The organism is Enterobacter cloacae complex sp. SHL001 (assembly GCF_049236825.1).
Lineage (GTDB): Bacteria > Pseudomonadota > Gammaproteobacteria > Enterobacterales > Enterobacteriaceae > Enterobacter > Enterobacter hormaechei_C.
The window spans coordinates 66,409-91,418 of the sequence record NZ_JBMKIP010000002.1; the positions used below are offsets into that span (position 1 = coordinate 66,409).

Genomic DNA, 25,010 nt, shown 5'->3' on the forward strand with positions numbered 1-25,010 from the left:
ATTTACGGCAAAACATGCTGGCGAAAACAGGTTTAAAAGCTATAATTCGTCAACCATTTTAAGGTGGAAGAAATAATGATTAATTTGAAAGCAGTCATACCGGTAGCGGGTTTGGGCATGCATATGTTGCCCGCCACAAAGGCCATTCCTAAAGAGATGCTGCCGATCGTTGACAAGCCGATGATTCAGTACATCGTCGACGAGATTGTTGCTGCGGGGATCAAAGAAATCGTTCTGGTGACGCACTCTTCTAAGAATGCCGTTGAGAACCACTTCGACACCTCTTATGAACTCGAAGCGCTGCTTGAGCAGCGCGTTAAGCGTCAGCTTCTGGCAGAAGTTCAGTCTATCTGTCCTCCTGGCGTGACCATCATGAACGTGCGTCAGGCGCAGCCGCTGGGTCTGGGCCACTCAATCCTCTGCGCGCGCCCGGTGGTGGGTGATAACCCGTTCATCGTGGTTCTGCCGGACATCGTTATTGATACCGCTTCCGCCGATCCGCTGCGTTACAACCTGGCGGCAATGGTGGCACGTTTCAATGAAACGGGCCGTAGCCAGGTGCTGGCGAAACGTATGAAGGGCGATCTCTCTGAGTATTCTGTTATTCAGACTAAAGAGCCACTGGAGACAGAAGGGCAGGTGAGCCGTATCGTTGAGTTTATCGAAAAACCCGATCAGCCGCAGACCCTGGACTCTGACCTGATGGCAGTCGGCCGTTATGTGCTGAATGCGGATATCTGGGCTGAACTGGAAAAAACCGAGCCGGGCGCCTGGGATCGTATCCAGCTGACCGATGCGATTGCTGAGCTGGCGAAGAAGCAGTCGGTTGATGCGATGCTGATGACCGGCGATAGCTATGACTGCGGTAAGAAAATGGGGTATATGCAGGCCTTTGTGAACTATGGCCTGCGTAACCTGAAGGAAGGGGCGAAGTTCAGAAGCCGGATTGAGAAGCTGCTGGCTAACGACTGATACTTCTTCCGCAGCCTGAAAGACTTCATGCGCGGCAGCCATCATCTTGTTATGTTGTTACATAACTAAAATGATGGCTGCCGCTTTTTGCTATTAATTCCTATAATAACAGAGAGTTATCTGCTTCAAATCTGGGCTGATTTGTAACGATTTGTGCTTGTTTCCGAATCCATTTAGGACGACAATTAACGCCAGTTTTTGTCTGAAATCAGACAGTCAATCTTATATTCAACACGCGCTCAGTGCACTGGTAGCTGTCAAGCCAGGGGCGGTAGCGTGCAAAATTTCTGAAACCTGAATTAATACCAGGGTTCAGAACGCCAATATCTCGACATATCTACAAAACGGAATAGATAACGTGAAAATTCTTGTGACGGGTGGGGCTGGCTTTATAGGCTCAGCGGTTGTACGACATATTATTACAAATACCCATGACCAAGTCGTCAATGTGGATAAACTGACGTATGCCGGCAACCTCGAGTCCCTTAACGATGTCAGCGCCAGTGAACGTTATGTGTTTGAGCATGCAGATATTTGTGATAAAGCGGCTATGGATCGTATTTTTGCTGAGCATAAACCAGATGCGGTGATGCATCTGGCGGCAGAGAGCCACGTAGACCGTTCCATTACCGGCCCGGCGGCATTCATTGAAACCAACATTGTTGGGACATATGTGCTTCTGGAAGCTGCACGTGCTTACTGGTCAACGCTCGATGACGCGGCGAAAAAAGCGTTTCGTTTCCATCATATCTCCACCGATGAAGTGTACGGCGATCTGCCGCACCCGGATGAACACCCGGCATCCTCAGAGCTTCCGCTGTTCACTGAAACCACTGCCTACGCGCCAAGCAGCCCATACTCTGCCTCCAAAGCGTCCAGCGACCATCTGGTTCGCGCCTGGCTGCGCACCTACGGTTTCCCGACGATTGTCACCAATTGTTCAAACAACTACGGTCCGTATCATTTCCCGGAAAAGCTGATCCCGCTGGTGATCCTGAACGCGCTGGACGGAAAAGCGCTGCCGATTTATGGCAAAGGCGACCAGATCCGCGACTGGCTCTATGTTGAAGATCATGCCCGTGCGCTTTACACCGTTGTGACTCAGGGTAAACCGGGAGAAACTTACAACATCGGTGGTCACAACGAAAAGCAGAACCTGGACGTTGTGCACACTATTTGCGATTTGCTGGATGAAATCGTGCCGAAAGAAGGCTCTTACCGCGATCAAATTACTTATGTTGCCGATCGTCCAGGACATGACCGCCGCTATGCGATCGATGCGCATAAAATTGGGGTGGAGCTGGGCTGGAAGCCTGAAGAGACGTTCGAAAGCGGAATTCGTAAGACCGTGGAATGGTATCTGAAAAATAAAAATTGGTGCATGAGAGTGCAGGATGGTAGTTATCAACGTGAGCGTCTGGGGTTAGTATAAAATGAAAGGAATTATTCTTGCGGGTGGCTCGGGAACGCGTCTGTATCCTATTACAATGGGGGTTTCTAAGCAGTTATTACCTATTTATGATAAACCGATGATTTATTATCCATTATCGGTATTAATGCTGGCAGGCATAAGAGATATTTTAATTATTACGACGCCTGAAGATCAGGAAGGATTTATTCGTCTTCTTGGTAACGGGGCAACTCTGGGCCTGAATTTACAGTATGCGATTCAGCCTTCACCAGACGGATTGGCACAAGCATTTATTATTGGTGAAGAATTCATCGGTACTGATCCCGTTTGTCTGGTTTTAGGCGATAATATTTTCTACGGTCAGGGGTTCTCTCCTAAGTTAAAAGAAGCCGCGGTCCGAGCGACCTCTAAAGCAACGGTGTTTGGTTATCAGGTTAAAGATCCAGAACGCTTTGGCGTCGTTGAGTTCGATGAAAACCGCAATGTGCTATCGATAGAAGAGAAGCCTTTAAAACCAAAAAGTAATTATGCTGTCACTGGGCTTTATTTCTATACAAACGAAGTGGTTGAATTTGCAAAACGGGTGAAACCTTCAGAACGGGGGGAGCTTGAAATTACCTCAATCAACCAGATGTATCTTGAAAAGGGTAACCTCGTTGTAGAAATGCTGGGACGTGGCTTTGCCTGGCTAGACACAGGGACGCATGAAAGCCTTTTACAAGCGGCACAGTTTGTCGAGACAATCGAAGTAAGACAAGGGTTTAAAGTTGCTTGTCTTGAGGAGATTGCTTATAACAATGGATGGCTGGCTAAGGAAGAGGTATTAAAACAGGCTGCCTTAATGTCCAAAAATGGGTACGGTCAATATCTGTCCCAACTGATTAAGTAACGAATAGTGTCCGAACTCAAGAATAAAACCGTTAATGGTTTAAAATGGAGTGCCCTGGAGAGGATCCTCTCCCAGGGTGTACAACTTTTTCTGATGCTGATACTGGCTCGCCTATTAGGGCCAAAAGCTTTTGGTCTCATTGGAATGTTAGCCATATTTATTGCTATTGGTCAGGTGTTTATCGATAGCGGCTTTAGTTCAGCACTGATTAGAAAGACAGACCGCACGAATATCGATTACTCGACTGCGTTCTATTTCAATATTATTGTTGCTGTTTGCTGTTATACTTTGCTTTTTTTCTCAGCAGGATATATAGCTGATTTTTATCAGCAGCCTGAGTTAGTGTTGTTAACTAAAGTTATTGGTTTAACGCTCATAGCCAATAGTTTCTCGGTTGTGCCCAGAACGATTTTGACAGTATCGATGAATTTCAAAGCGCAGGCAAAAGCGTCGATCTGTTCAGTCACACTAGGCGGTGTCGTTGCGCTGATTTTAGCCTGGAAAGGATATGGCGTATGGGCGTTGGTTGCACAAACCCTGTCGGCGTCAGTTCTGAGTGCACTATTTCTTAATGTTATAACACGTTGGGTTCCAGCCCTCAGTTTTTCAAAAAAATCATTTGATTATCTGTTTGGCTTTGGCGGCAAGTTATTGCTATCCGGACTGCTTGATACAGCCTATAACAACGTTTATCAATTAATTATCGGCAAGAAATTCAGCGCTGAACATGTTGGTCAATTTACGCAGGCCAACCAGATATCAAGTATTCCTGCCATGACGATGACGAATATTATTCAGCGTGTAACGTATCCTATGTTTAGTCATATGCAGGAAGATAGTCATAAAATGGACGAATACTACCTGCTCACAATGAAAGTGGCTGCGTTGTTCATCTTTCCATTAATGGCTGGTGTTGCAATACTCGCACAACCTTTGCTTCAACTGGTGTTAGGTTCGCAATGGCATGAAGCAGCGGGTCTTGTGACAATCCTTGCCCTGGCTTATATGCTTTATCCAATCCATGCCATAAACCTGAATGTTTTACAGGTGAAAGGTCGTAGCGATTTGTTCCTGAAGCTGGAAATAATTAAAAAAGTGATCGGGATTTCAATAGTCGCATTAACGATGAATTACAGCATTTACATAATGTGTTTTGGTTTATTGATTCATTCTTACCTTGCACTCGTATTAAATACTTATTACACCGGAAAACTGACTGGTTTAACGGTCTGGCGACAATTTAAAGAAGTGTCGCCCATCTGGTTAATAACATTGATCTCCTGCTTTATGGCCAAATTAATTGCCATGCACCTTGCAATGCAGGATATATGGCAGATAGTAATTATGTTGACTTTAGCGCCTGGTATATATATCGGAATGATTTACCTCACGCAAAGAAAATTATTTAAGATTGTGTTGTCTATCAGAGAATAGAGAAAACTAAATGAAAAATATACCAGTGACTCAACCCTTTCTTCCTGAGCTAAGTGAATTTATTCCTTACCTTGAAAAAATATGGGATAATAAGTGGTTAACAAATAATGGTCCTTTCCACCAGCAACTTGAAAAAGAATTGTGCGAGTATTTAGATGTTGAGTACATTTCTCTTTTTAATAACGCAACAATCGCGTTAATCACAGCGCTTCAGGCATTACGTATTTCAGGTGAGGTGATTACCACACCGTACTCATTCATTGCCACCAGTCATTCTATTCTATGGAACGGACTGAAGCCGGTATTCGTTGATATTGATCCCGACACATTCAACATTGACCCGAAGAAAATCGAAGCGGCTATTACGCCTAATACAACCGCGATTATGCCAGTGCACTGCTATTCCAGTCCATGCGATGTAGAAGCAATTCAGGAAATTGCTGATAATTATGGGCTTCGCGTGATTTATGATGCAGCACATGCTTTTGGCGTAAAGTATAAAGGCCAGAGCATTTTACGCTTTGGTGATATGTCCATCCTGAGTTTCCATGCTACAAAGGTCTTCAACACCTTTGAAGGCGGCGCAATAATTTGTCAGGACGCCAAGACCAAGCAGCGTATTGATAGGTTGAAGAATTTTGGTATTGCTGACGAGTTGACGGTCACTGCGCCAGGTATCAACGGTAAAATGAGTGAGATCAATGCTGCTTTTGGTTTAGTACAGTTGAAACATATCAATAGTGCTATTGAGCAGCGTAAAAAAATAGATCTGGCCTACCGGCAGGAGCTTGCACAAATTAAGGGTATTACTGTTCCTGCTGCTTCTGTACACTCTAACAGTAATTATTCGTATTTTCCTGTTCTGATCGAGCCTGAGTTCCGGATGACCAGGGATGAGCTCTATCTTGAGTTGAAAAAGAATAATATTTTATCGCGTCGTTATTTCTATCCTCTGATTAGCAATATGCCAATGTACCGAGGAATTGAATCCGCAGCTGTTGAAAATTTGCCTTTGTCTAATACTGTTTCGGATAAGGTATTGTGTCTGCCAATTTTCAACGAATTGGATGACAATGATTTCTCTCGTATTATAAAAATTATCCGAGGGTAGTATGGCTATATTAACCCGTGAAGAAATTGAACAGATGGGATTTGCCTCCGTTGGGGAAAATGTTCTCATCTCAACGAAAGCGTCTTTCTACGGTATATCTAAAATCCATATCGGGAATAATGTCCGTATAGATGATTTTTGTGTTATTTCCGCAGGAGCAGAAGGCGTTTTTATCGGTGATTATGTACATATAGCGGTATATTCATCTCTGATTGGTGCAGGGAGAATTACGTTAATGGATTACTCAAATATTTCATCACGGGTTTCCATTTACTCAAGTAACGATGATTACTCTGGAAATTACATGAGTAATCCTATGGTGCCGACGGATTTCACAAATGTCACGCATGATTCAGTTGTCGTGGGCAAACATGTCATTATCGGCTCAGGAAGTATCGTTTTACCGGGAGTGACTCTCAACGAGGGATGTGCGATTGGTGCCCTTTCATTGGTTAAAAACAGCTGTGAAACCTTTACAATATATGCAGGTAATCCTGCGCGTAGAATAAGAGAAAGAAGTAAACAACTTTTAGAACTTGAAGCACAGCTGAATACAAATATTCAACGTGCTCCGACAGGTAAAACTGATGTTTAATGAAAAGCAGGCATTGATTCAAAAAACTTGGCAAGATTCAGAGATTAAAGTCTCTATTTGTTGTATAACGTATAATCATGAAAAATACATTGCTACAGCGATTGAGAGTTTTTTATCGCAGCAAACAAATTTTGCATTTGAAATATTAATTGGCGAAGACAAGGGAACCGATAACACACTTACTATCATCAAAGAATATAGGGATAAATTTCCGGGAATTGTTAAGGTTATTACCTCAGATAAAAATCTTGGTGCGAACGGTAATATCAGGAATGTCATTTCACATGCGCAGGGGTGTTATATAGCTTTTTGTGAAGGAGATGATTATTGGATGGACCCTAATAAAATCCAAAAACAATACGATGCGATGATTCTGTCTCCAGATGTTAACTTCTGCTTTCATCCTGCCTATGCGTTACATCCTGATGGCAGCAAAGTAAAGCGCTTTGACAAAGGTGATTTGGTTCGTCGTTTTAGTGTAGAAGATGTCTTGAATACAAATGGGCAATTCTCTCCTACGTCTTCATACATGTTCAAAAAAAAGGTTGTGGCATCGCTTCCGGCATGGTTTGAAAATGCGCCTGTGGGCGATCTCTTTATTGAACTCTATGCAATGAAAGATGCCGGTGGGCTGTATTTACCTTCACCCATGTCCGTGTATCGCCTGTTTGCTGAAAACTCATGGTCAAGTGCCATCAAAAAAGATTTCATCAAAAATATAGAGACGCAGAAAAATATCATCAAATATACTGAGAAAAGTATTACGGATTTCGAAAAACACAAAGGAATTTACGATCTTCGCTTTTCAAGGATTTATTGCGATCTTGCAACCAAATTTCTTATACGTAAAGATTATAAGTCTTTTAAACAATATCTTGAAAAATCATATTGTTGCCACCCATACTCTTCTACAAAACAAAAGTTGTATTTAAAATTCAAGGGTTTTCCAGTATTTTTGCATTATTTGCATAAGCTTAAGTCAGCGCTAAATAAATAAGCTAAATAAATAACCTGGATTTAAGATGAAAAAAATTTGCTTTTTCTTGACTGACGCTTCTGATGAAGGTGGTATTCAACGTGTCATTTCCGAGCTTTCAAATCACTTCATAAACGGTAACGAAATATGGATTGTTAGTATGTTCTATAAGGATGGCGATGATATTAGTTATTTACCATACAAATTAAATAAAAACGTTAATTTTAAAGCTTTCATTAACAAGAGCGCCACGCAAAATAAAATCATTAAAAAAATAAAGACGCTCTTTGCAATACCTAAACTTTATTTCTTTTTGAAAAAGCAAAATATTGATGTTTTTATCGCGAATGGTATGGAAAGTGTCATTTGGTCTTTTCTGCCCGCCTTGTTAAATAAACTAAAATATATTTGCTGCGATCATACTAGTTTTGACAGGAAACCACTCTGGGCTCGTCTGGGAAGAAAGTTATCTTTAATGTTTGCCGACTCTATTGTTGTGCTTACTACGCATGATGCACGGGCATGGAATAATAGAAAAGTAAACGTCATACCCAATCCTTCACCCTATTCTAATGATACTGTGTTGTCTCCATATCTTAATAGAAGCAAAAGAATAATCGCCGTGGGACGTTTGGTGCAGGTTAAAGGTTTTGATCGGCTATTAAATATCTGGGAGAAATTTCTTGCGCGGCATCCGCAAACACCTTACTTTCTTGAGATAATTGGCAATGGGCCATTAAAGGAATCATTAAGTAAAAAAATAGATAATGCCGGTATAGCAAATGCAACGATATCAGAGTTTACCTCAGATATTGGAAAAATATACAACGACAGCCAGCTTATATTAATGACATCCTACCATGAAGGATTGGCCATGGTTTTAATAGAGGCGCAAGCCTTTGGTCTTCCCGCTCTTGCTTACGATGTTAGTGGGCCTTCTGAGGTTATCGTCGATGGTGAAACAGGCTATTTGGTAAAAAACGGCGATGAAGATCAGTTTATCAATAAATTATCCACCTTGTTGCATAATGATGCATTGCGAAACGAGATGTCTGATAAATGTCCTGAATACTTACATCGTTATAAAATTGATGTCATTGCTGAGAAATGGAAACGCTTATTTGAGGCTTAATTAATATGTCCTATATTGAACAAAACCAGGCCTTACTAATAAGAAGATTTTTTTTAACAATTTATCTTTTTTTTAACGTAGTTTGCGGTTTTTATTTTATCTATGATGGAAGCTTGGGTGGTGATTTTCAAAGGGAATACTCCACCGAACCTACCTTGATGTTTATCGCCATCATAATCGTATTATCTATTTTTTATTTTATACTTTCATTCCTTTTCCCTTTTTTTGAAAAAATAAGGGTGAGAGAATTATCATACTGCCGAAGCAACCTCTTGGATTATTTTGTAGTTATATTATTGTCATTATCCATCCATGCAGCAATTAATCTTAATGTTGGAATCTCTGGGCTAAAACTTGATGAGCCTGACGGTAGTTCTAAGTTTTATTTCTTTTTGATTTCTATTTTTCAGCCTGTAAACTTTGCACTGATTTATCTTTTCTATAGAGCAGTACCTTTTCGGGTAAATAAACTATTTCTACTGAATGTATTGTTATATATAGTGTATGTTATTGTCAGCGCACAGACAATTAATATCCTGACTTTGTTTGCCTTATTCATTATTTATCTTCAACTTAAACAGGTTAAGGTTACGGGCAGAAAATTATTTACGCTAACCGCATTAGGGTTAGCTATTTATCCAGTTATTAGATTTTTGAAATATGCAATTGTCAGCAGCGGTCGGCAAAATGTGGCATTAGTCAGCACTTTCCAGAATAATATTAGTGACGGTGTTGTTGAAATGTATTTCGACTTTTTCTTTAAAAGTATTGAGCGTTTTCAAATGGTTGCGAATATACAATTCATTATGGAACGTTGGGAGGCTTTATCAAATGCATACAATAATGCGGTAAACGGTGGATATAGTTTCCTTTCCTCATACTGGTTTATTGATGCAGTGCTCAGAAGAGTCTTCGGAGAGAATGTTTTTGCGACAGGTTTAGCGCCACAAGACTTTATGGCAACAGCAATAAATGGTCAAGATACCTGGTCTTCACATATCAGTTTTCTGGGATATATCCCTTTCTTTGGTTTTTACAGTATACTGGTTTATACATTGATGATAATATTTATTTTCCTCAGTATACTTCTTTCCAGAAAACTGATGTCTAGTCGTTACTTCTTAACGTTAACCTGGCTAATGTGTTTATTTCTGGTATGTCACGGTTGGTTCATCCCATTTATTAACTACATTCAATCATTATTAGTTTTTATTTCCGTCATTATGGCATTGCAAGTTTTTAATGTGGGACGAAAACAGATACAACCTCGCAGGTAATAGTATGGACGGTAAACTTGCAGTAATTATGTCAATTTATAAATCTGATGACCCGGAAGCGTTTAAAGTGTCATTAGATAGTTTGATTAATCAGACTTACCCATGTGATATTTTTCTTTACCAGGATGGTGAAATACCTTCGCAACTTAACGATGTTTTGCAAAGCTATCTCCATTTTAATCAAGTGAAGTTAACTACCGGTTCGGTAAATAAAGGGTTAGCTCATGGGCTCAATACGCTAATCGACCGCGTTCTTCAGGAGGATTACGCTTTTATTGCCAGAATGGATAGCGATGATATCTCACGACCAGAGAGAATGTCCGAACAGATTGCTTTTCTTGAGATGCATCCTGAGGTTGATCTCTGTGGAACGTATTGTCAGGAGTTCGGTAGCACCTATGCCTTAACGGAAAAGTGTCTTCCTAAAGCCCATAAGGATTTAGTAAAATTCAGTATCGCCAGATGTCCTTTCATTCATCCAACTGTGATGTTCCGACGTCATATTTTTGCAAGCGGTCATCGCTACCCAACTTATACAACCTATACGGAAGATATGGCATTATGGTTTGAGTTGATTAGCACCGGTTATACGCTCGGCAATGTCGATAAGGTGTTACTTGATTATCGTCTGACTGAAGATACTATTCTGCGCCGCCGTGGTTTCAAAAAATCGATAAGTGAAGTGAAATTACGCGTTAAATATATGATAGTTCTAAAACAACTTACGGTTAAAAACATTTTATTGATTACGTCACGAGTTGTTTTTCACCTATTGCCTGTTTCATTTATGCGCTTTATGTATCGCAACATGCGTTAACTGACGACATTTTATTGCTGTAAATGAGGTGGGTAATGTTTTCAATTGTAATTACAACAAAAAACCGACTGGATTTTCTTCGTAGAGCCGTAAATAGCATACTTAATTCATCGTTACTTCCGAAAGAAATTATTATCGTGAATGATGGTGGTAAAAAACCTGATTTTTCAGATATTGATTTTGGGGGCGTCATTTTAATAGTAGAAAATAATGTGTCAAGCATGGGGGCTAATTACTCCCGAAATAAAGGGGTTGAACTTTCCTCTACCGAAAACATTTTTTTGTTAGATGATGATGATGCAGTTGAAAAGGATTCCTTCCAAAAAAGGATAAATGTTCTGTTAAAAGATGATCGGATTGGGCTTGTTTTTACTGGTATAAAAATAGTTTTAAGTTCAGAGCTTAATAATGTTCGACGAACCGTACTTCCTCGTGACTATGATGATTACACCGAGGCTCTGCTCTCCAGAGGCAATGTGATCGGGTCGACATCACGAGTATTGATTCGTAAGAGTTTTTTCCTGGCGGCGGGAAGATTTGATGAGGCGTTGCCTTGCATGCAGGATTATGATCTTTGGATCAGAATGTCTCAGCATTGCAAGATTAAGCATGATAATAGTGCCACAGTCATTTATACAGTTCATAATAATAAGAAGCAAATAAGTTCTAATTTTATGAAGTATCTTGAAACCGGGGAGTTTTTGCTGAATAAATACAGTACACTAATTAATGATAATCAGCGAAATCACTTTATGGCTAATCTTTATTTTCGCGTTGCGCTATCGGCTGCATCAACTTCTTATATACACAGAATGCGTTACGCTTTCCTCTCGTTGACTTCGGTATTTTCGCTTAAAGGGCTCATATTGCTATTGACACCTTATTCAATATTGAAACGCAAATATCTCTTTGCGTAGTGACTCATAGTGAATTTAATTACCGTCTGCATCTGATTGCACCTTCTACTACACATTCGTCGGCAACCTGAGTTAACATTGACTATACATTCTAGCCGCGCAAGTGTCGCGGCGACCACACCTGACAGGAGTATGTAATGTCCAAGCAACAGATCGGCGTTGTCGGTATGGCAGTGATGGGGCGCAACCTGGCGCTCAACATCGAAAGCCGTGGTTATACCGTCTCCGTTTTCAACCGCTCCCGTGATAAGACCGAAGAAGTCATCGCTGAGAATCCAGGCAAGAAACTGGTTCCTTTCTATACGGTTAAAGAGTTCGTTGAGTCTCTGGAAACACCTCGTCGTATCCTGTTAATGGTGAAAGCGGGCGCAGGTACCGATGCAGCTATCGATTCACTGAAACCATATCTGGATAAAGGCGACATCATTATCGATGGCGGCAACACCTTCTTCCAGGACACCATTCGTCGTAACCGTGAACTGTCTGCTGAAGGTTTCAACTTCATTGGTACCGGCGTATCCGGCGGTGAAGAGGGCGCTCTGAAAGGTCCATCCATCATGCCTGGCGGTCAGAAAGAAGCGTACGAACTGGTTGCGCCTATTCTGACTAAAATCGCAGCCGTAGCTGAAGACGGCGAGCCATGCGTGACCTATATCGGTCCTGATGGCGCTGGTCATTACGTGAAAATGGTTCACAACGGCATTGAATACGGCGATATGCAGCTGATTGCTGAAGCCTACTCTCTGCTGAAAGGCGGTCTGAACCTCTCCAACGAGGAGCTCGCAGAGACCTTCACCGAGTGGAACAAAGGCGAGCTGAACAGCTACCTTATCGACATCACCAAAGATATCTTTACCAAGAAAGATGAAGAGGGTAAATACCTGGTTGATGTGATTCTGGATGAAGCCGCTAACAAAGGCACCGGTAAATGGACCAGCCAGAGCTCTCTGGATCTGGGTGAACCGCTGTCCCTGATCACCGAATCTGTATTTGCACGTTATATCTCTTCTCTGAAAGAGCAACGCGTCGCGGCATCTAAAGTGCTGTCTGGTCCACAGGCTAAACCAGCCGGCGACAAAGCTGAGTTCGTTGAGAAAGTCCGTCGCGCGCTGTATCTGGGTAAAATCGTCTCTTACGCGCAGGGCTTCTCTCAGCTGCGCGCGGCATCTGACGAGAATAACTGGGATCTGAACTACGGCGAGATTGCGAAGATCTTCCGTGCCGGTTGTATCATTCGCGCTCAGTTCCTGCAAAAAATCACAGATGCTTATGCTGAAAATGCAGGTATCGCGAACCTTCTGCTGGCGCCTTACTTCAAGCAGATTGCAGATGATTATCAGCAGGCGCTGCGTGATGTTGTTGCGTACGCGGTGCAGAACGGTATCCCAGTTCCGACCTTCTCCGCAGCGGTGGCATATTACGACAGCTATCGTGCTGCCGTTCTGCCAGCGAACCTGATTCAGGCACAGCGTGACTACTTCGGTGCGCATACCTATAAGCGTACGGATAAAGAAGGTGTGTTCCACACCGAATGGCTGGATTAATCTGATTTAACTCAGTCTGATAGCATGGCCCGGTGAGTCTCACCGGGCTTTTTTATCGCTTTCAGGCCCATGTTGACTTACTTTCTCCAGTCAACCACTTTCATTGCCGCATAAATCACTACATTTATCCCTTTCTGAAGCAAGGCATTCGTCTTGACAGTCCCTCAACTTAAGAGGTAAAAACCTCAACAGTTGTTTATTGCGGTGGTGTGCTTACGCCTCCAGAAACTCAAACTTGAAGAAGTTAAACGAATGAAAATAACTATCTCCGGAACAGGCTATGTTGGTCTCTCAAACGGTATTCTGATTGCACAAAACCATGAAGTGGTTGCGCTGGATATCGTGCAGGCAAAAGTGGACCTGCTTAACCAGAAGAAGTCCCCGATCGTCGATAAAGAAATTGAAGAATACCTCGCGACCAAACCGCTGAACTTCCGCGCTACCACGGACAAAGAAGATGCTTACCGCGATGCGGATTTCGTCATCATCGCCACGCCAACCGACTATGATCCTAAAACCAACTACTTCAATACCTCTACCGTTGAAGCGGTGATTAAAGACGTTACGGCAATCAACCCGAACGCGGTGATGATCATCAAGTCGACAATTCCAGTGGGTTTCACCAAATCGATTAAAGAAGAATTGGGTATTGATAATGTCTTCTTCTCGCCGGAATTTCTCCGCGAGGGCAGGGCGTTATACGATAACCTGCACCCATCCCGTATCGTGATTGGCGAGCGTTCCGAGCGTGCGGAGCGTTTTGCTGCGTTGCTTCAGGAAGGTGCAATCAAAAAAGATATTCCGGTCCTGTTCACCGATTCAACCGAGGCAGAGGCCATTAAGCTTTTCGCCAATACCTATCTGGCGATGCGTGTGGCTTACTTCAACGAACTTGACAGCTATGCCGAGAGCTTAGGTCTGAACACCCGTCAGATCATCGAGGGCGTGTGTCTTGACCCGCGTATCGGTAACCATTACAACAACCCGTCCTTCGGTTACGGTGGTTACTGTCTGCCAAAAGATACCAAGCAGCTGCTGGCTAACTATCAGGCGGTGCCGAACAACCTGATTTCCGCCATTGTGGATGCCAACCGCACGCGTAAAGACTTCATCTCGGATTCCATTCTCGCGCGTCAGCCGAAAGTGGTGGGCGTGTATCGCCTGATCATGAAGAGCGGTTCCGATAACTTCCGCGCTTCTTCCATTCAGGGGATCATGAAGCGTATTAAGGCGAAGGGCGTACAGGTCATTATTTATGAACCGGCCATGCAGGAAGACGAGTTCTTCCACTCTCGCGTCATTCGCGATCTGGATGCATTCAAGAAAGAAGCGGATGTAATTATCTCCAACCGTATGGCGGAAGAGCTGGCGGACGTGAAAGATAAAGTCTATACCCGCGATTTGTTCGGCAGCGACTGATTAAAATCTTGATATAAAAAAACCCGGCAATCTGCCGGGTTTTTTGTTTTTAAACGTTATAGAAGTTGCGGTACCAGTCGACGAAGTTTTTCACGCCTTCTTTGACTGAGGTTTGTGGTTTAAACCCAATAACGTCATACAGCGCTTTGGTGTCCGCACTGGTCTCCAGCACGTCACCCGGCTGGATCGGCATCATATTTTTTACCGCTTCCTTGCCCAGCGCCTCTTCAAGTGCGGTAATGTAATCCATCAGTTCGACAGGTGAACTGTTACCGATGTTATACACGCGATACGGGGCAGAACTGGTTGCTGGCGAACCGGTTTCGACTGTCCAGTCGGTATCGGCCTGAGGAATGACGTCCTGTAGGCGAATAATCGCCTCCGCAATATCATCGATATAGGTGAAGTCGCGCTTCATCTTGCCGTAGTTGTATACGTCGATGCTGTTGCCTTCAATCATGGCTTTGGTGAATTTAAACAGCGCCATGTCCGGGCGTCCCCACGGGCCATAGACGGTAAAGAAGCGCAAGCCAGTGGTCGGCAGGTTATACAGATGCGAATAGGTATGCGACATCAGCTCATTGGCTTTTTTGGTTGCCGCATACAGGGATACCGGATGGTCTACGGAGTCGTCAGTAGAAAACGGCATCTTACGGTTGAGGCCGTATACAGAGCTGGATGAAGCATACAGAAGATGCTGAACCTTGTTGTGGCGACAGCCTTCCAGCACGTTAAGGTGACCTACCAGGTTTGCATCAGCGTAGGCATTCGGGTTTTCCAGCGAGTAACGCACGCCCGCCTGTGCGGCAAGATGGATTACGCGGTCAAATTTCTCATTTGCGAAGAGCGCAGCCATGCCCTCGCGGTCCGCTAAGTCCAGCTTGTGGAAGGTGAAACTCTCGGATTTGAGCAGTTCGAGGCGAGCGAGTTTGAGGTTAGGGTCATAGTAATCATTCAGATTATCAAGCCCAACAACTTCATGCCCTGCATCAAGCAGGCGCTTGCTGACATGAGAACCGATAAAGCCCGCCGCGCCAGTTACCAGAAATTTCATAGCTTCCCTCATTCACAGTGTTCTTGTTGATGTCCCAGGACATCAGAATCCGTCTATGATAGCGCGTCGCACTTCACTTACATAACCCATCTTTCCGATATAACTCATCGGATTCTTATAGAAAAATCGCCAGCAACAGATACACTAAGGAAACAAGATTATTTTTGCCCTTTTTCATTTGTTAGGGATTGTATGACGCAAAACAACAATAACCTGGTCGCACGCAACAATGACCCGGAGCAAATTGATTTACTGGATTTAGCGCTACAGCTGTGGCGTGGTAAGTGGGTAATAGGGGCTTTTATTGCTGCTTTTATCGTTCTCGCGGCTGTATATCTTACAGCTGTAAAAGAAAAATGGACGTCATCCGCCATCATTGCTCAGCCTGATGCGGCACAGATCGCCACCTATTCCAATGCGTTGAATATCCTTTATGGTGGTGCAGCACCTTCAACGCTTGACATACAGAATCGTGCCATTGGACGTTTCAACTCTTCCTTCTCAGCATTAGCGCAGGCTCTTGAGAATCAGGATGCACCAGAGAAGCTGACTATTGAACCGACGGTTAAAGGACAATCTTTACCTTTAACAGTAAGCTATCAGAGTGATTCTGCTGAAGCAGCACAAAAGCAGTTGGCCCAATACATCCAGCAGGTCGACGAACAGACCGCAAAAGAATTAACGCTTGACCTCAGAGACAACCTCAAGCAGCAGATCACAACCCTGAACGACTCTCTTCTGAACCAGGAAAAAGTGGCTCAGGAACAAAAGGATCTGCGTATCAAGCAAATTTCTGAGGCGCTTAAGAACGCGGAAGCGGCGAAAATTAGCACACCGCAGCTCCAGCAAACGCAGGATGTTACTCAGGAAACCATGTTCCTGCTGGGCACCGTAGCGCTCAAATCAATGGTTGATAACGAGGCGTCCCGTCCGTTGGTCTTCCCCACCTCTTACTATCAGACCAAAAAGAACTTACTGGACATTGAAAACCTCAATGTTAACCCAGACACAGTACACGTGTATCGTTACGTAATGAAACCAGATCTGCCAATCAAGCGTGACAGCCCTAAAAAGGCCATCACCCTCATCCTTGCCGTTCTCCTCGGCGGGATCATCGGTTCTGCTGTCGTCCTCGGCCGTAACGCGCTGAGAAACTACAAACCAAGAGCCTGATTTACACACAAAAAAAGACCGGGTCTCCCCGGTCTTTTTTTATTTATGTCGTTTCCGCAAATTCTCAATCACCGTCGTTAAATCCAGCTCCTGATCCTGAAGCAGCACCAGCAGGTGATACATCAAATCCGACGCTTCGTTCGTCAGTTCCTCACGGTCATGCACGGTGGCCGCCAGCGCCGTTTCAACGCCTTCCTCACCCACTTTCTGCGCAATACGTTTGGTGCCGCTGGCGTACAGCTTCGCCGTGTACGAGCTCTCGGGATCCGCTGATTTACGCTCTGCCAGCAGCTGTTCCAGCTGATAGAGGAACAGCCACTGGTGGCTCGCCTCGCCGAAGCAGCTGCTGGTGCCTTTGTGGCAGGTCGGCCCAATCGGGTTGACCAGCACCAGCAGGGTGTCGTTGTCGCAATCTGGCGTAATGCTGACCACATTCAGGAAGTGACCTGAGGTTTCCCCTTTCGTCCACAGGCGCTGTTTGGTGCGCGAGAAAAACGTCACCTTGCCGCTGTCGAGCGTTTTTGCCAGTGCCTCCTGGTTCATGTATCCCAGCATCAGCACTTCGCCTGAAACGGCATGCTGTACAACCACCGGCAGTAATCCGTCAGTTTTTTCCCAGTCCAGCTGCGCCTGTTGTTGCTCTGTTAACATACCCTGATCTCCACGCCCTGGTCGGCCAGGTACGTTTTTAACTCACCAATATTGATAATCTGTTTGTGGAACACGGAGGCCGCCAGCGCGCCGTCCACGTTCGCATCGCGGAAGGCTTCAAGGAAGTGTTCCATGGTGCCTGCGCCGCCGGAGGCAATCAGCGGAACCTGGCACACCGCGCGCACTTTTTTCAGCTGCTCGAGGTCGTAACCGTTGCGTACGCCGTCCTGGTTCATCATGTTCAGCACGATCTCACCCGCGCCGCGTTTTTGTACTTCCTGCACCCAGTCCAGCGTCTCCCATTGGGTGACGCGCGTGCGGCTTTCATCGCCGGTGTACTGGTTAACGTGATATTTGCCTGTCGCGGTATCAAACCAGGTGTCGATCCCCACGACAATGCACTGCACGCCAAAGCGGTCCGCCAGACGCGTAATCAGTTCCGGATCTGCAAGCGCAGGGGAGTTAATCGAAATTTTGTCCGCACCGAAAGAGAGAATCTTCGCCGCATCGTCAGCAGATTTAATCCCGCCCGCCACGCAGAAGGGAATATCAATCACCTCTGCCACGCGCGCCACCCAGCTTTTGTCCACCACGCGGCCATCGCTGGAGGCGGTGATATCGTAAAATACCAGTTCGTCTGCGCCTTCTTCGGCATAGCGTTTTGCCAGGGGAACGATGTCGCCAATGATCTCGTGGTTGCGGAACTGCACGCCTTTTACAACCTGACCATCACGCACGTCCAGGCAGGGAATTATCCGTTTTGCCAGCATTGAATCGCCTCCTTCACCGTAAATTTGCCTTCAAGCAGCGCGCGACCCACGATCACGCCACGTACACCGGTTCCGCGCAGAGCGGCGATATCCGCCAGGTCGCCGATACCGCCAGAGGACTGAAACGCCACCTGCGGATAACGCGCGCAAACCTCTTCATACAGTGAGACGTTAGATCCTGCGAGCGTACCATCGCGTGAAATATCCGTGCACAGGACGTGCTTCAGCCCTACGTGGAGATACATCCCGACCAGCTCTTCCAGCGTTACGCCGGAGTTTTCCTGCCAGCCGCTGACCGCGACCTGCTTGTTACCCTGCGCGTCAATGCGCACATCCAGCGCCAGCACCAGCGCATCCGCACCGAAGCGGCGGAACCAGCCCTTGACACTCTCAGGATCTTTCACAGCGGTCGAACCCACTACCACGCGCGCCACGCCCGCGTCCAGTAAGGCGGCAACATCGGCTTCCGTACGCACGCCGCCGCCCACCTGCACCGGGACGTCCACGCCAGCCACCAGTGTTTTAAGCAGTGGGATCTGGCGTTTGGCCGGATCTTTCGCGCCGGTCAGATCGACCAGGTGCAATACCTCAGCGCCCTCCGCGGCGTAAGCCTGTAACCGCGGCAGCGGGTCGTTGCCGTAGTCGCGCTGCTGCCCGTAATCGCCCTGGTGGAGACGAACAACCGTGCCGTCAATTAAATCTAAAGCGGGAATTATCATTACATCTCCAGGAAGTTTTTCAGCAGTTGCGCACCGGCGGCGCCGGAGCGTTCCGGGTGAAACTGCACGCCGTAAAAGTTATCTTTCTGCACGGCGGCGGTGAACGCCTCGCCGTAATTGCACTGGGCGATGGTGTAGGCATTCACGGGCATGGCGTAGCTGTGAACGAAATAGAAGTACGCGCCGTCTTCAATACCCTGGAACAGCCTGTTGCCCGCCTTCGGATAAACGCGGTTCCAGCCCATGTGCGGCAGCGGCAGGCCGTGGTCGGTCATTTTCGGCACGTCTTCTTCAATAATGCCCAGCAGATCAACGCCGTTGCTCTCTTCGCTGCGGCGGCCAAGCAGCTGCATGCCGAGGCAAATGCCCAGCACCGGTTGAGTACAGGCTTTGATGAGCTCCACCAGCTCGCGCTCGTGAATCTGATCCATCGCCGCCTGGGCGGTGCCAACGCCCGGCAGAAAGAGTTTATCCGCGCGCAGCACCACGTCCGGGTCGCGGCTCACCACCGGCTCGTAGCCGTGGCGCATAATCGCCGACTGTACGGAGTTCAGATTGGCGCATCCGGTGTCCAGAATCACCACGTTCATTACAGCACTCCTTTCGACGAGGGCAGGGCGTCACCTTCCACGCGGATCGCCTGGCGCAGGGTACGGCCAAAGGCTTTGAACAGGCTCTCGACGCGGTGGTGATCGTTTTTGCCTTTGGTTTTCAGGTGCAGCGTCAGGCCCATGGTGTAAGAAAGCGAGCGGAAGAAGTGTTCCACCATCTCGGTGCTGAGATCGCCCACGCGCTGGTAGGTAAAGTCGGCTTTGTATTCAAGGTGCGGACGCCCGGAGATATCCATCGCGCAGCGCGCCAGGCACTCGTCCATCGGCAGAACAAAGCCGAAGCGGTTGATACCGCGCTTGTCGCCGAGCGCCAGCTTCAGGGCTTCGCCCAGCGCCAGGCCGGTATCTTCCACGGTGTGGTGATCGTCGATATACAGGTCGCCCTTCACCGCGATTTCCATGCGGAAGCCGCCATGAGTGGCGATTTGATCCAGCATGTGGTCAAAGAAACCGACGCCGGTGTGGATCTTGCTGCCGCCTTCGCGGTCGAGCCAGACCTTCACGTCGATCTGCGTCTCTTTGGTGTTGCGTTCAACGTGGGAATAGCGGTCGCGTCTGGTGAGTTGCTCGCCAATCATCGCCCAGTTTAGCGTGTCGCGGTTATAGCGCAGGCCCGCAATGCCCATGTTGTCCGCCAGCGTGATATCCGTGACGCGATCGCCGATCACATAGCTGTTGCCTTTATCCAGCGCCTCTTCCGCCAGATAACGTTCAACAAGCTTCACTTTTGGCTTGCGGCAGTCGCACTCGTCGGCAGGCATATGCGGGCAGATCAGCACTTCGTCGAAGGCGATGCCCTGCGAGGTCAGCACCTGCATCATCAGGTTGTGCGGGCCGTCAAAGTCTACCTGCGGGAAGCTGTCGGTGCCCAGACCGTCCTGGTTGGTGATCATCACCAGCTTATAGCCTGCTTTCTGAAGCTTCAGCAGCACCGGGATCACATCGGGTTCAAAGGCCAGCTTGTCGAAACGATCGACCTGAAAATCGCTGGGTGGCTCCGAGATGATGGTGCCGTCACGATCGATAAAGAGATACTTCTGACTCATACTTTCTCCGCTTTCAGGGCGTCAATCACGCGCTGGCTCTCTGCACGGGTGCCGACGGTAATACGCAGGCAGCCGCTCAGGGTAGGTTGTTTATTCTGGTCTCGTAAGATAATGCCCTGATCCCACAACGATTTAAATATCGCGCTTGAGGCGGTGAAGCGCACCAGGATGTAGTTGGTTTCCGAGTCGAACACCTGCTCCACGCACGGAATCGTTTTCAGGGCATCGACAAGATACTGACGCTCTTCCAGGATCTGCGCCACACGCTCGCGCATCGCGCTGATGCCCTGCGGGGCCAGCGCCTGTGCCGCAATATCGGCAACCGGCGTTGAGAGCGGATACGGGGCAATCACTTTCAGCAGCAGGTCGATAACCGCTTTATTCGCCAGCGTAAATCCACAGCGAAGGCCGGCGAGGGCGAAGGCTTTGGAAAGGGTACGCAGCACAACGAGATGCGGATACTCTTCAAGCCAGCCTGCCAGCGTCGCCTGCGGGCAGAACTCAATATAGGCTTCATCAGCGACGACCAGCGCCTTGCCGCGCGTCATCTCCAGCAGGGTGCGGATATCCTGCGGATGAATAATCTGCCCGGTGGGGTTGTTCGGGCTACAGACAAACACCACCTTCACGCCGTCGAGGTTATCGGCGATGCCCTGCAAATCCAGCTGCCAGTTGTCGAGCGCCTGCACGTTGCGGCAGGCCACGCCAAAGGTTTCGGCGCTCACGCTGTACATCCCGTAGGTGGGCTGGCAGTACATCACCGCGTCTTTACCCGGCTCACAGAAGGCGCGGATCAGCAGCTCAATCCCTTCATCAGCCCCACGGCTGACCAGCACCTGCTCAGGCTTCACGCCTGCATACTGCGCATAGTTCTCGATCACCGCTTTCGGCTGACACTCCGGGTAGCGGTTCAGCGTCTGCTGCGAAAGCTCAAAGGCCACCGCCGTGGGATATTCATTGGCATTCAGCCAGACGTCGCCGTTCCCGCCCAGACGACGCGCAGACTGATAGGGCGTCAGGCGACGGACATTTTCGCGGGCTAATTCTTCGATGTTCATGCTTGCTCCTTCAGGGCGGCAACGCGCAGCGTCACGGCATTTTTGTGGGCAGTCAGGCGCTCGGCGGCGGCCAGGGTTTCAATGGTCGACGCCAGCGAGGCAAATCCCTCGCGGGAGAGTTCCTGCACGGTCATGCGCTTCTGGAAATCCGCCAGCCCCAGGCTGGAGCAGGTTGAGGTATAGCCATACGTCGGCAGCACGTGGTTGGTGCCGGAGGCGTAATCCCCGGCGGATTCCGGTGACCAGTCGCCGAGAAACACTGAGCCTGCGCTGGTTATGCTGTCGACCAGTTCGCGCGCGTTGCGGGTCTGAATAATCAGGTGCTCAGGACCGTACTGGTTGGAGATGGCGATGCACTGGTCAAGATCGCGGGCCACAATCAGGCGGCTGGCGGATAGCGCCTGACGCGCCGTTTCCGCCCGCGGCAGGTCAGCCAGCTGACGCTCAACGGCGTCGCCCACGCGTTTTGCCATGTCGGCATCTGGCGTCAGTAAAATCACCTGCGAGTCAGGGCCGTGCTCGGCCTGCGAGAGCAGGTCAGAGGCCACGAAATCCGGTGTAGCGCCGCTGTCGGCAATCACCAGCACCTCAGACGGACCGGCAGGCATATCAATCGCCGCGCCGTCCAGACGCTGGCTGACCTGGCGTTTCGCCTCGGTCACGTAGGCATTGCCCGGGCCAAAGATTTTGTCGACCTTCGGAATGGATCCCGTCCCGAACGCCAGGGCGGAAATCGCCTGCGCACCGCCCACTTTATAGATCGCCTGCACGCCGCACAGCTTCGCCGCGTACAGGATCTCGTCGGCGATCGGTGGAGGAGAGCAGAGCACCACCTTCTGACAACCGGCAATACGTGCCGGGGTGGCCAGCATCAGGACGGTCGAAAACAGCGGGGCAGAGCCGCCGGGAATATAGAGGCCAACGGACGCCACCGGGCGTGTCACCTGCTGGCAGCGTACGCCGGGCAGGGTTTCCACATCCACCGCCTGCAATTTCTGCGCGGTGTGGAAGGTATCAATATTTTTCACCGCGACGGCCATCGCCTGTTTGATGTCATCACCCAGACGATTGCTGGCATCAATGATTTCCTGCTCGGTAACCTGTAACGCGTCGACCTCAGTTTTATCAAACTTCGCGCTGTACTCGCGCAGCGCATCGTCCCCGCGGGCTTTGACGTTATCGAGGATCTCCGCCACGGTGCGGGTGATGCTCTCCGAGGCGGAAATTGCCGGGCGCATCAGCAGCTCGCGCTGTTGCGCGTCGCTACAGGTATTCCAGTCGATGATTGTGTTAAAGCTCATGGTCGTTACTCCATCATCTTCTCAATTGGCAGCACCAGAATGGAACTTGCGCCCAGCGCCTTCAGTTTTTCCATGGTTTCCCAGAACAGGGTTTCGCTGCTGACCATGTGCATCGCCACGCGCTGCTGGTCGCCCGCCAGCGGCAGAATGGTTGGACGCTCAGCGCCCGGCAGCAGGGCAATCACTTCGTCCAGGCGCTCGGTCGGCGCATGCATCATGATGTATTTGGATTCACGCGCCTGAATCACGCCCTGAATGCGGGTCAGCAGCTTGTCGATGAGCTGCTGTTTGGCGTCGGCCATCTCGCCGTCGCGCTGAATCAGGCAGGCTTTGGAGCGGTAGATCACCTCCACTTCGCGCAGGCCGTTCGCTTCGAGCGTGGCGCCGGTGGAGACGAGGTCACAGATGGCATCGGCCAGGCCCGCACGCGGCGCCACTTCAACAGAGCCATTCAGCAGACAGGATTTAAACTGCACGCCTTTTTGATCGAGGTAACGCTTCAGCAGGTGAGGGTAAGAGGTGGCGATACGTTTGCCGTTCAGCGCGGCCGGGCCGTCCCAGGCTTCATCGACCGGCGTAGCCAGCGACAGGCGGCAGCCGCCAAAGTCCAGACGACGCAGGGTAAAGTAGCGCGGATCTTCGCCCTGCGCGCGGCGGGTTAATAACTCTTCTTCCAGTACGTTTTCGCCGATGATGCCGAGATCAACGACGCCATCCATCACCAGGCCCGGGATATCGTCATCACGTACGCGCAGAATGTCGATCGGCATATTTTCAGCCAGGGCGATCAGGCGCTGGGTGTGCAGGTTGATTTTAATCCCGCAGCGGGCCAGCAGTTCGCGTGAATCGTCGCTTAAACGGCCTGATTTTTGAATAGCTATGCGTAAACGTGAGTTATCTAACATTCTGTGTTCCTCGTTAACCTGTTTTAACCTGTCTGAATGCGGTCCAAAAAAAAGCCCCCGGAAGAAGATCTTCCGGGGGCTTTTTCATGCGTTCATGCACCACTGGAAGATCCAAACGTCTTCCAGCACACATCGCCTGAAAGACTAGTCAGGATGATGGTGATGATGGTGGTTTTTAAAAGGAACGCGTGTCATATAAATTCTCGTTGAATGCTTATGCATTTGATGTCTTTTAACCTAAACCAGTTGTACGCCATAAAGCAAGGGCTTTTTTTGATCATTAATTCATTTCATATTGATGGTATGAATTGTGCGTTCCACCAGGCTGGCGTAGCCTTATAACAGGCATCGTTAAGCGGAGAATGTAATGAAAAAGGTCGCGATTGTCGGGTTAGGATGGTTAGGAATGCCACTGGCGATGTCATTAGCCGCGAAAGGCTGGCAGGTGACAGGGAGTAAGACCACCCGAGATGGGGTTGAAGCGGCACGCATGTGCGGCATTGATGGTGTCGAGCTGCGTCTCGAACCCGAGCTTATCTGCGATACCGACGAGCTGGATGAACTGATGAATGTGGACGCGCTGGTCATTACCTTACCGGCGCGGCGCAGCGGCCCGGGTGAGTCTTTTTACTTGCAGGCGGTGCAGGAGATCGTCGACAGCGCCCTGGCGCACCATATCCCGCGTATCATTTTCACCAGCTCCACCTCCGTCTATGGCGATATCGACGGTACGGCGAAAGAAAACACCGAGCGCCGTCCGGTGACCGCCAGCGGCCGGGTACTGAAAGAGCTGGAAGACTGGCTGCACAATCTGCCTGGCACGCAGGTGGATATCTTACGTCTGGCCGGGCTGGTGGGGCCGGGGCGTCATCCGGGGCGCTTCTTTGCCGGTAAATCTGCGCCGGATGGCCAGCACGGGGTTAATCTTGTGCATCTTGAGGATGTTATCGGTGCAATTGAACTGCTTTTGCAGGCTCCGAAAGGGGGGCACATCTATAATATATGTGCGCCTTCGCATCCGCCGCGCAGTACCTTTTATCCGCTGATGGCGCGCCAGCTGGGCCTGGCGCCGCCGGTATTCAGCGAGGCGCAGGGGGAACGCAAAGGCAAAATTATTGATGGCAATCGTATTTGCCATGAACTGGGATTTGAATATCAGTATCCCGATCCGCTGGTTATGCCCATGGAATAATTGCGCCGGCGGAGACAATCGCACACCGCAAGGGGG

25 protein-coding genes and 1 other annotated feature are annotated in these 25,010 nt (G+C 48.3%); of the genes, 15 read left to right on the top strand and 10 right to left on the bottom strand.

What is annotated here, in order from left to right:
* Positions 1–75 precede the first annotated feature (75 nt).
* The 13 genes from galF (at position 76) to ugd (ending at position 14,494) form a co-directional block, all read left to right on the top strand.
* Positions 76–972, top strand: a complete 897-nt coding sequence (gene galF, locus ACOTYH_RS05795) for a GalU regulator GalF (RefSeq protein WP_421637609.1) — start codon at positions 76–78, stop codon at positions 970–972.
* 358 nt (positions 973–1,330) lie between these two features.
* Positions 1,331–2,404 (top strand): dTDP-glucose 4,6-dehydratase, encoded by a 1,074-nt coding sequence (rfbB, locus tag ACOTYH_RS05800; RefSeq protein ID WP_149604546.1) that lies wholly within the window; start codon positions 1,331–1,333, stop codon positions 2,402–2,404.
* A gap of 1 nt (position 2,405) precedes the next feature.
* Complete coding sequence (gene rfbA / locus ACOTYH_RS05805) at positions 2,406–3,272, top strand: glucose-1-phosphate thymidylyltransferase RfbA (protein WP_017383284.1); 867 nt, start codon at positions 2,406–2,408, stop codon at positions 3,270–3,272.
* A 6-nt stretch (positions 3,273–3,278) separates the two neighbouring features.
* Positions 3,279–4,706, top strand: coding sequence for a lipopolysaccharide biosynthesis protein (locus ACOTYH_RS05810; protein WP_017383285.1), 1,428 nt, complete (start codon positions 3,279–3,281; stop codon positions 4,704–4,706).
* Positions 4,707–4,716: 10 nt separating this feature from the next.
* Positions 4,717–5,817: a dTDP-4-amino-4,6-dideoxy-D-glucose aminotransferase VioA gene (gene vioA, locus ACOTYH_RS05815; protein ID WP_045308623.1), complete on the top strand. Its 1,101-nt coding sequence runs from the start codon at positions 4,717–4,719 to the stop codon at positions 5,815–5,817.
* Between the two features lies 1 nt (position 5,818).
* Positions 5,819–6,412 (top strand): acyltransferase, encoded by a 594-nt coding sequence (locus ACOTYH_RS05820; RefSeq protein WP_032666826.1) that lies wholly within the window; start codon positions 5,819–5,821, stop codon positions 6,410–6,412.
* A complete protein-coding gene (locus ACOTYH_RS05825; RefSeq protein WP_017383287.1) occupies positions 6,405–7,409 on the top strand; it encodes a glycosyltransferase family 2 protein in 1,005 nt (334 codons plus the stop codon). Before ACOTYH_RS05820 ends, ACOTYH_RS05825 begins: the two co-directional genes overlap by 8 nt.
* Before the next feature lie 25 nt (positions 7,410–7,434).
* Positions 7,435–8,520, top strand: coding sequence for a glycosyltransferase (locus tag ACOTYH_RS05830; protein WP_045357067.1), 1,086 nt, complete (start codon positions 7,435–7,437; stop codon positions 8,518–8,520).
* 5 nt (positions 8,521–8,525) lie between these two features.
* The gene (gene wzy / locus ACOTYH_RS05835) at positions 8,526–9,797 is read left to right on the top strand and encodes an oligosaccharide repeat unit polymerase (RefSeq protein WP_017383289.1); all 1,272 of its coding nucleotides are present in this window, start codon (positions 8,526–8,528) and stop codon (positions 9,795–9,797) included.
* Between the two features lie 4 nt (positions 9,798–9,801).
* Entirely contained in the window at positions 9,802–10,614 is an 813-nt protein-coding gene (locus tag ACOTYH_RS05840) for a glycosyltransferase (RefSeq protein ID WP_017383290.1), read from the top strand.
* 35 nt (positions 10,615–10,649) lie between these two features.
* The gene (locus ACOTYH_RS05845) at positions 10,650–11,531 is read left to right on the top strand and encodes a glycosyltransferase family 2 protein (protein WP_421637610.1); all 882 of its coding nucleotides are present in this window, start codon (positions 10,650–10,652) and stop codon (positions 11,529–11,531) included.
* A 137-nt stretch (positions 11,532–11,668) separates the two neighbouring features.
* Entirely contained in the window at positions 11,669–13,075 is a 1,407-nt protein-coding gene (gene gndA / locus ACOTYH_RS05850) for an NADP-dependent phosphogluconate dehydrogenase (protein ID WP_045897098.1), read from the top strand.
* A 252-nt stretch (positions 13,076–13,327) separates the two neighbouring features.
* Positions 13,328–14,494 carry a UDP-glucose 6-dehydrogenase gene (ugd, locus tag ACOTYH_RS05855; RefSeq protein WP_017693100.1) on the top strand — a complete coding sequence of 389 codons (1,167 nt, stop codon included), beginning with the start codon at positions 13,328–13,330 and terminating at the stop codon, positions 14,492–14,494.
* A 49-nt stretch (positions 14,495–14,543) separates the two neighbouring features.
* On the opposite strand, the gene ACOTYH_RS05860 is transcribed toward ugd, so the two are convergent.
* Entirely contained in the window at positions 14,544–15,548 is a 1,005-nt protein-coding gene (locus ACOTYH_RS05860) for an NAD-dependent epimerase (RefSeq protein WP_421637611.1), read from the bottom strand.
* Positions 15,549–15,740: 192 nt separating this feature from the next.
* Here ACOTYH_RS05860 and wzzB point away from each other — a divergent pair, with 192 nt between their 5' ends.
* Positions 15,741–16,721: an LPS O-antigen chain length determinant protein WzzB gene (gene wzzB, locus ACOTYH_RS05865; RefSeq protein WP_017383294.1), complete on the top strand. Its 981-nt coding sequence runs from the start codon at positions 15,741–15,743 to the stop codon at positions 16,719–16,721.
* Between the two features lie 39 nt (positions 16,722–16,760).
* Here wzzB and hisIE read toward each other — a convergent pair whose 3' ends face one another.
* From hisIE to hisL, 9 genes are all read right to left on the bottom strand, one after another.
* Positions 16,761–17,372, bottom strand: coding sequence for a bifunctional phosphoribosyl-AMP cyclohydrolase/phosphoribosyl-ATP diphosphatase HisIE (gene hisIE, locus ACOTYH_RS05870; protein ID WP_023306558.1), 612 nt, complete (start codon positions 17,370–17,372; stop codon positions 16,761–16,763).
* Positions 17,366–18,142, bottom strand: coding sequence for an imidazole glycerol phosphate synthase subunit HisF (gene hisF, locus ACOTYH_RS05875; RefSeq protein ID WP_003859481.1), 777 nt, complete (start codon positions 18,140–18,142; stop codon positions 17,366–17,368). Before hisF ends, hisIE begins: the two co-directional genes overlap by 7 nt.
* The gene (gene hisA / locus ACOTYH_RS05880) at positions 18,124–18,861 is read right to left on the bottom strand and encodes a 1-(5-phosphoribosyl)-5-[(5-phosphoribosylamino)methylideneamino]imidazole-4-carboxamide isomerase (protein WP_086626294.1); all 738 of its coding nucleotides are present in this window, start codon (positions 18,859–18,861) and stop codon (positions 18,124–18,126) included. The genes hisF and hisA overlap by 19 nt, the downstream gene beginning before the upstream one ends.
* Entirely contained in the window at positions 18,861–19,451 is a 591-nt protein-coding gene (hisH, locus tag ACOTYH_RS05885) for an imidazole glycerol phosphate synthase subunit HisH (RefSeq protein ID WP_421637612.1), read from the bottom strand. Before hisH ends, hisA begins: the two co-directional genes overlap by 1 nt.
* Positions 19,451–20,518: a bifunctional histidinol-phosphatase/imidazoleglycerol-phosphate dehydratase HisB gene (gene hisB, locus ACOTYH_RS05890; RefSeq protein WP_108394030.1), complete on the bottom strand. Its 1,068-nt coding sequence runs from the start codon at positions 20,516–20,518 to the stop codon at positions 19,451–19,453. Before hisB ends, hisH begins: the two co-directional genes overlap by 1 nt.
* Positions 20,515–21,576 carry a histidinol-phosphate transaminase gene (hisC, locus tag ACOTYH_RS05895; protein ID WP_017693107.1) on the bottom strand — a complete coding sequence of 354 codons (1,062 nt, stop codon included), beginning with the start codon at positions 21,574–21,576 and terminating at the stop codon, positions 20,515–20,517. The genes hisB and hisC overlap by 4 nt, the downstream gene beginning before the upstream one ends.
* Positions 21,573–22,877: a histidinol dehydrogenase gene (gene hisD / locus ACOTYH_RS05900; RefSeq protein ID WP_017693108.1), complete on the bottom strand. Its 1,305-nt coding sequence runs from the start codon at positions 22,875–22,877 to the stop codon at positions 21,573–21,575. The genes hisC and hisD overlap by 4 nt, the downstream gene beginning before the upstream one ends.
* Before the next feature lie 5 nt (positions 22,878–22,882).
* Positions 22,883–23,782: an ATP phosphoribosyltransferase gene (gene hisG, locus ACOTYH_RS05905; RefSeq protein ID WP_000886595.1), complete on the bottom strand. Its 900-nt coding sequence runs from the start codon at positions 23,780–23,782 to the stop codon at positions 22,883–22,885.
* A 45-nt stretch (positions 23,783–23,827) separates the two neighbouring features.
* Positions 23,828–23,951 (bottom strand) — a sequence feature (His leader region).
* Positions 23,927–23,977, bottom strand: coding sequence for a his operon leader peptide (gene hisL, locus ACOTYH_RS05910; RefSeq protein ID WP_099516347.1), 51 nt, complete (start codon positions 23,975–23,977; stop codon positions 23,927–23,929). (Overlaps the previous feature by 25 nt.)
* 172 nt (positions 23,978–24,149) lie before the next feature.
* On the opposite strand from hisL, the gene ACOTYH_RS05915 reads away from it, so the two are divergent.
* Entirely contained in the window at positions 24,150–24,974 is an 825-nt protein-coding gene (locus tag ACOTYH_RS05915; protein WP_017383300.1) for an SDR family oxidoreductase, read from the top strand.
* Positions 24,975–25,010: the final 36 nt, after the last annotated feature.

Coding starts and splice junctions, on each gene's coding strand:
- ugd (WP_017693100.1), top strand. CDS start 13,328: ATGAAAATAACTATCTCCGGAACAGGCTATGTTGGTCTCTCAAACGGT.
- hisF (WP_003859481.1), bottom strand. CDS start 18,142: ATGCTGGCAAAACGGATAATTCCCTGCCTGGACGTGCGTGATGGTCAG.
- hisB (WP_108394030.1), bottom strand. CDS start 20,518: ATGAGTCAGAAGTATCTCTTTATCGATCGTGACGGCACCATCATCTCG.
- hisD (WP_017693108.1), bottom strand. CDS start 22,877: ATGAGCTTTAACACAATCATCGACTGGAATACCTGTAGCGACGCGCAA.
- vioA (WP_045308623.1), top strand. CDS start 4,717: ATGAAAAATATACCAGTGACTCAACCCTTTCTTCCTGAGCTAAGTGAA.
- wzy (WP_017383289.1), top strand. CDS start 8,526: ATGTCCTATATTGAACAAAACCAGGCCTTACTAATAAGAAGATTTTTT.
- ACOTYH_RS05825 (WP_017383287.1), top strand. CDS start 6,405: ATGTTTAATGAAAAGCAGGCATTGATTCAAAAAACTTGGCAAGATTCA.
- wzzB (WP_017383294.1), top strand. CDS start 15,741: ATGACGCAAAACAACAATAACCTGGTCGCACGCAACAATGACCCGGAG.
- rfbA (WP_017383284.1), top strand. CDS start 2,406: ATGAAAGGAATTATTCTTGCGGGTGGCTCGGGAACGCGTCTGTATCCT.
- ACOTYH_RS05840 (WP_017383290.1), top strand. CDS start 9,802: ATGGACGGTAAACTTGCAGTAATTATGTCAATTTATAAATCTGATGAC.
- ACOTYH_RS05860 (WP_421637611.1), bottom strand. CDS start 15,548: ATGAAATTTCTGGTAACTGGCGCGGCGGGCTTTATCGGTTCTCATGTC.
- hisC (WP_017693107.1), bottom strand. CDS start 21,576: ATGAACATCGAAGAATTAGCCCGCGAAAATGTCCGTCGCCTGACGCCC.
- ACOTYH_RS05830 (WP_045357067.1), top strand. CDS start 7,435: ATGAAAAAAATTTGCTTTTTCTTGACTGACGCTTCTGATGAAGGTGGT.
- hisH (WP_421637612.1), bottom strand. CDS start 19,451: ATGAACGTGGTGATTCTGGACACCGGATGCGCCAATCTGAACTCCGTA.
- ACOTYH_RS05820 (WP_032666826.1), top strand. CDS start 5,819: ATGGCTATATTAACCCGTGAAGAAATTGAACAGATGGGATTTGCCTCC.
- hisG (WP_000886595.1), bottom strand. CDS start 23,782: ATGTTAGATAACTCACGTTTACGCATAGCTATTCAAAAATCAGGCCGT.
- ACOTYH_RS05915 (WP_017383300.1), top strand. CDS start 24,150: ATGAAAAAGGTCGCGATTGTCGGGTTAGGATGGTTAGGAATGCCACTG.
- ACOTYH_RS05845 (WP_421637610.1), top strand. CDS start 10,650: ATGTTTTCAATTGTAATTACAACAAAAAACCGACTGGATTTTCTTCGT.
- galF (WP_421637609.1), top strand. CDS start 76: ATGATTAATTTGAAAGCAGTCATACCGGTAGCGGGTTTGGGCATGCAT.
- hisIE (WP_023306558.1), bottom strand. CDS start 17,372: ATGTTAACAGAGCAACAACAGGCGCAGCTGGACTGGGAAAAAACTGAC.
- hisA (WP_086626294.1), bottom strand. CDS start 18,861: ATGATAATTCCCGCTTTAGATTTAATTGACGGCACGGTTGTTCGTCTC.
- gndA (WP_045897098.1), top strand. CDS start 11,669: ATGTCCAAGCAACAGATCGGCGTTGTCGGTATGGCAGTGATGGGGCGC.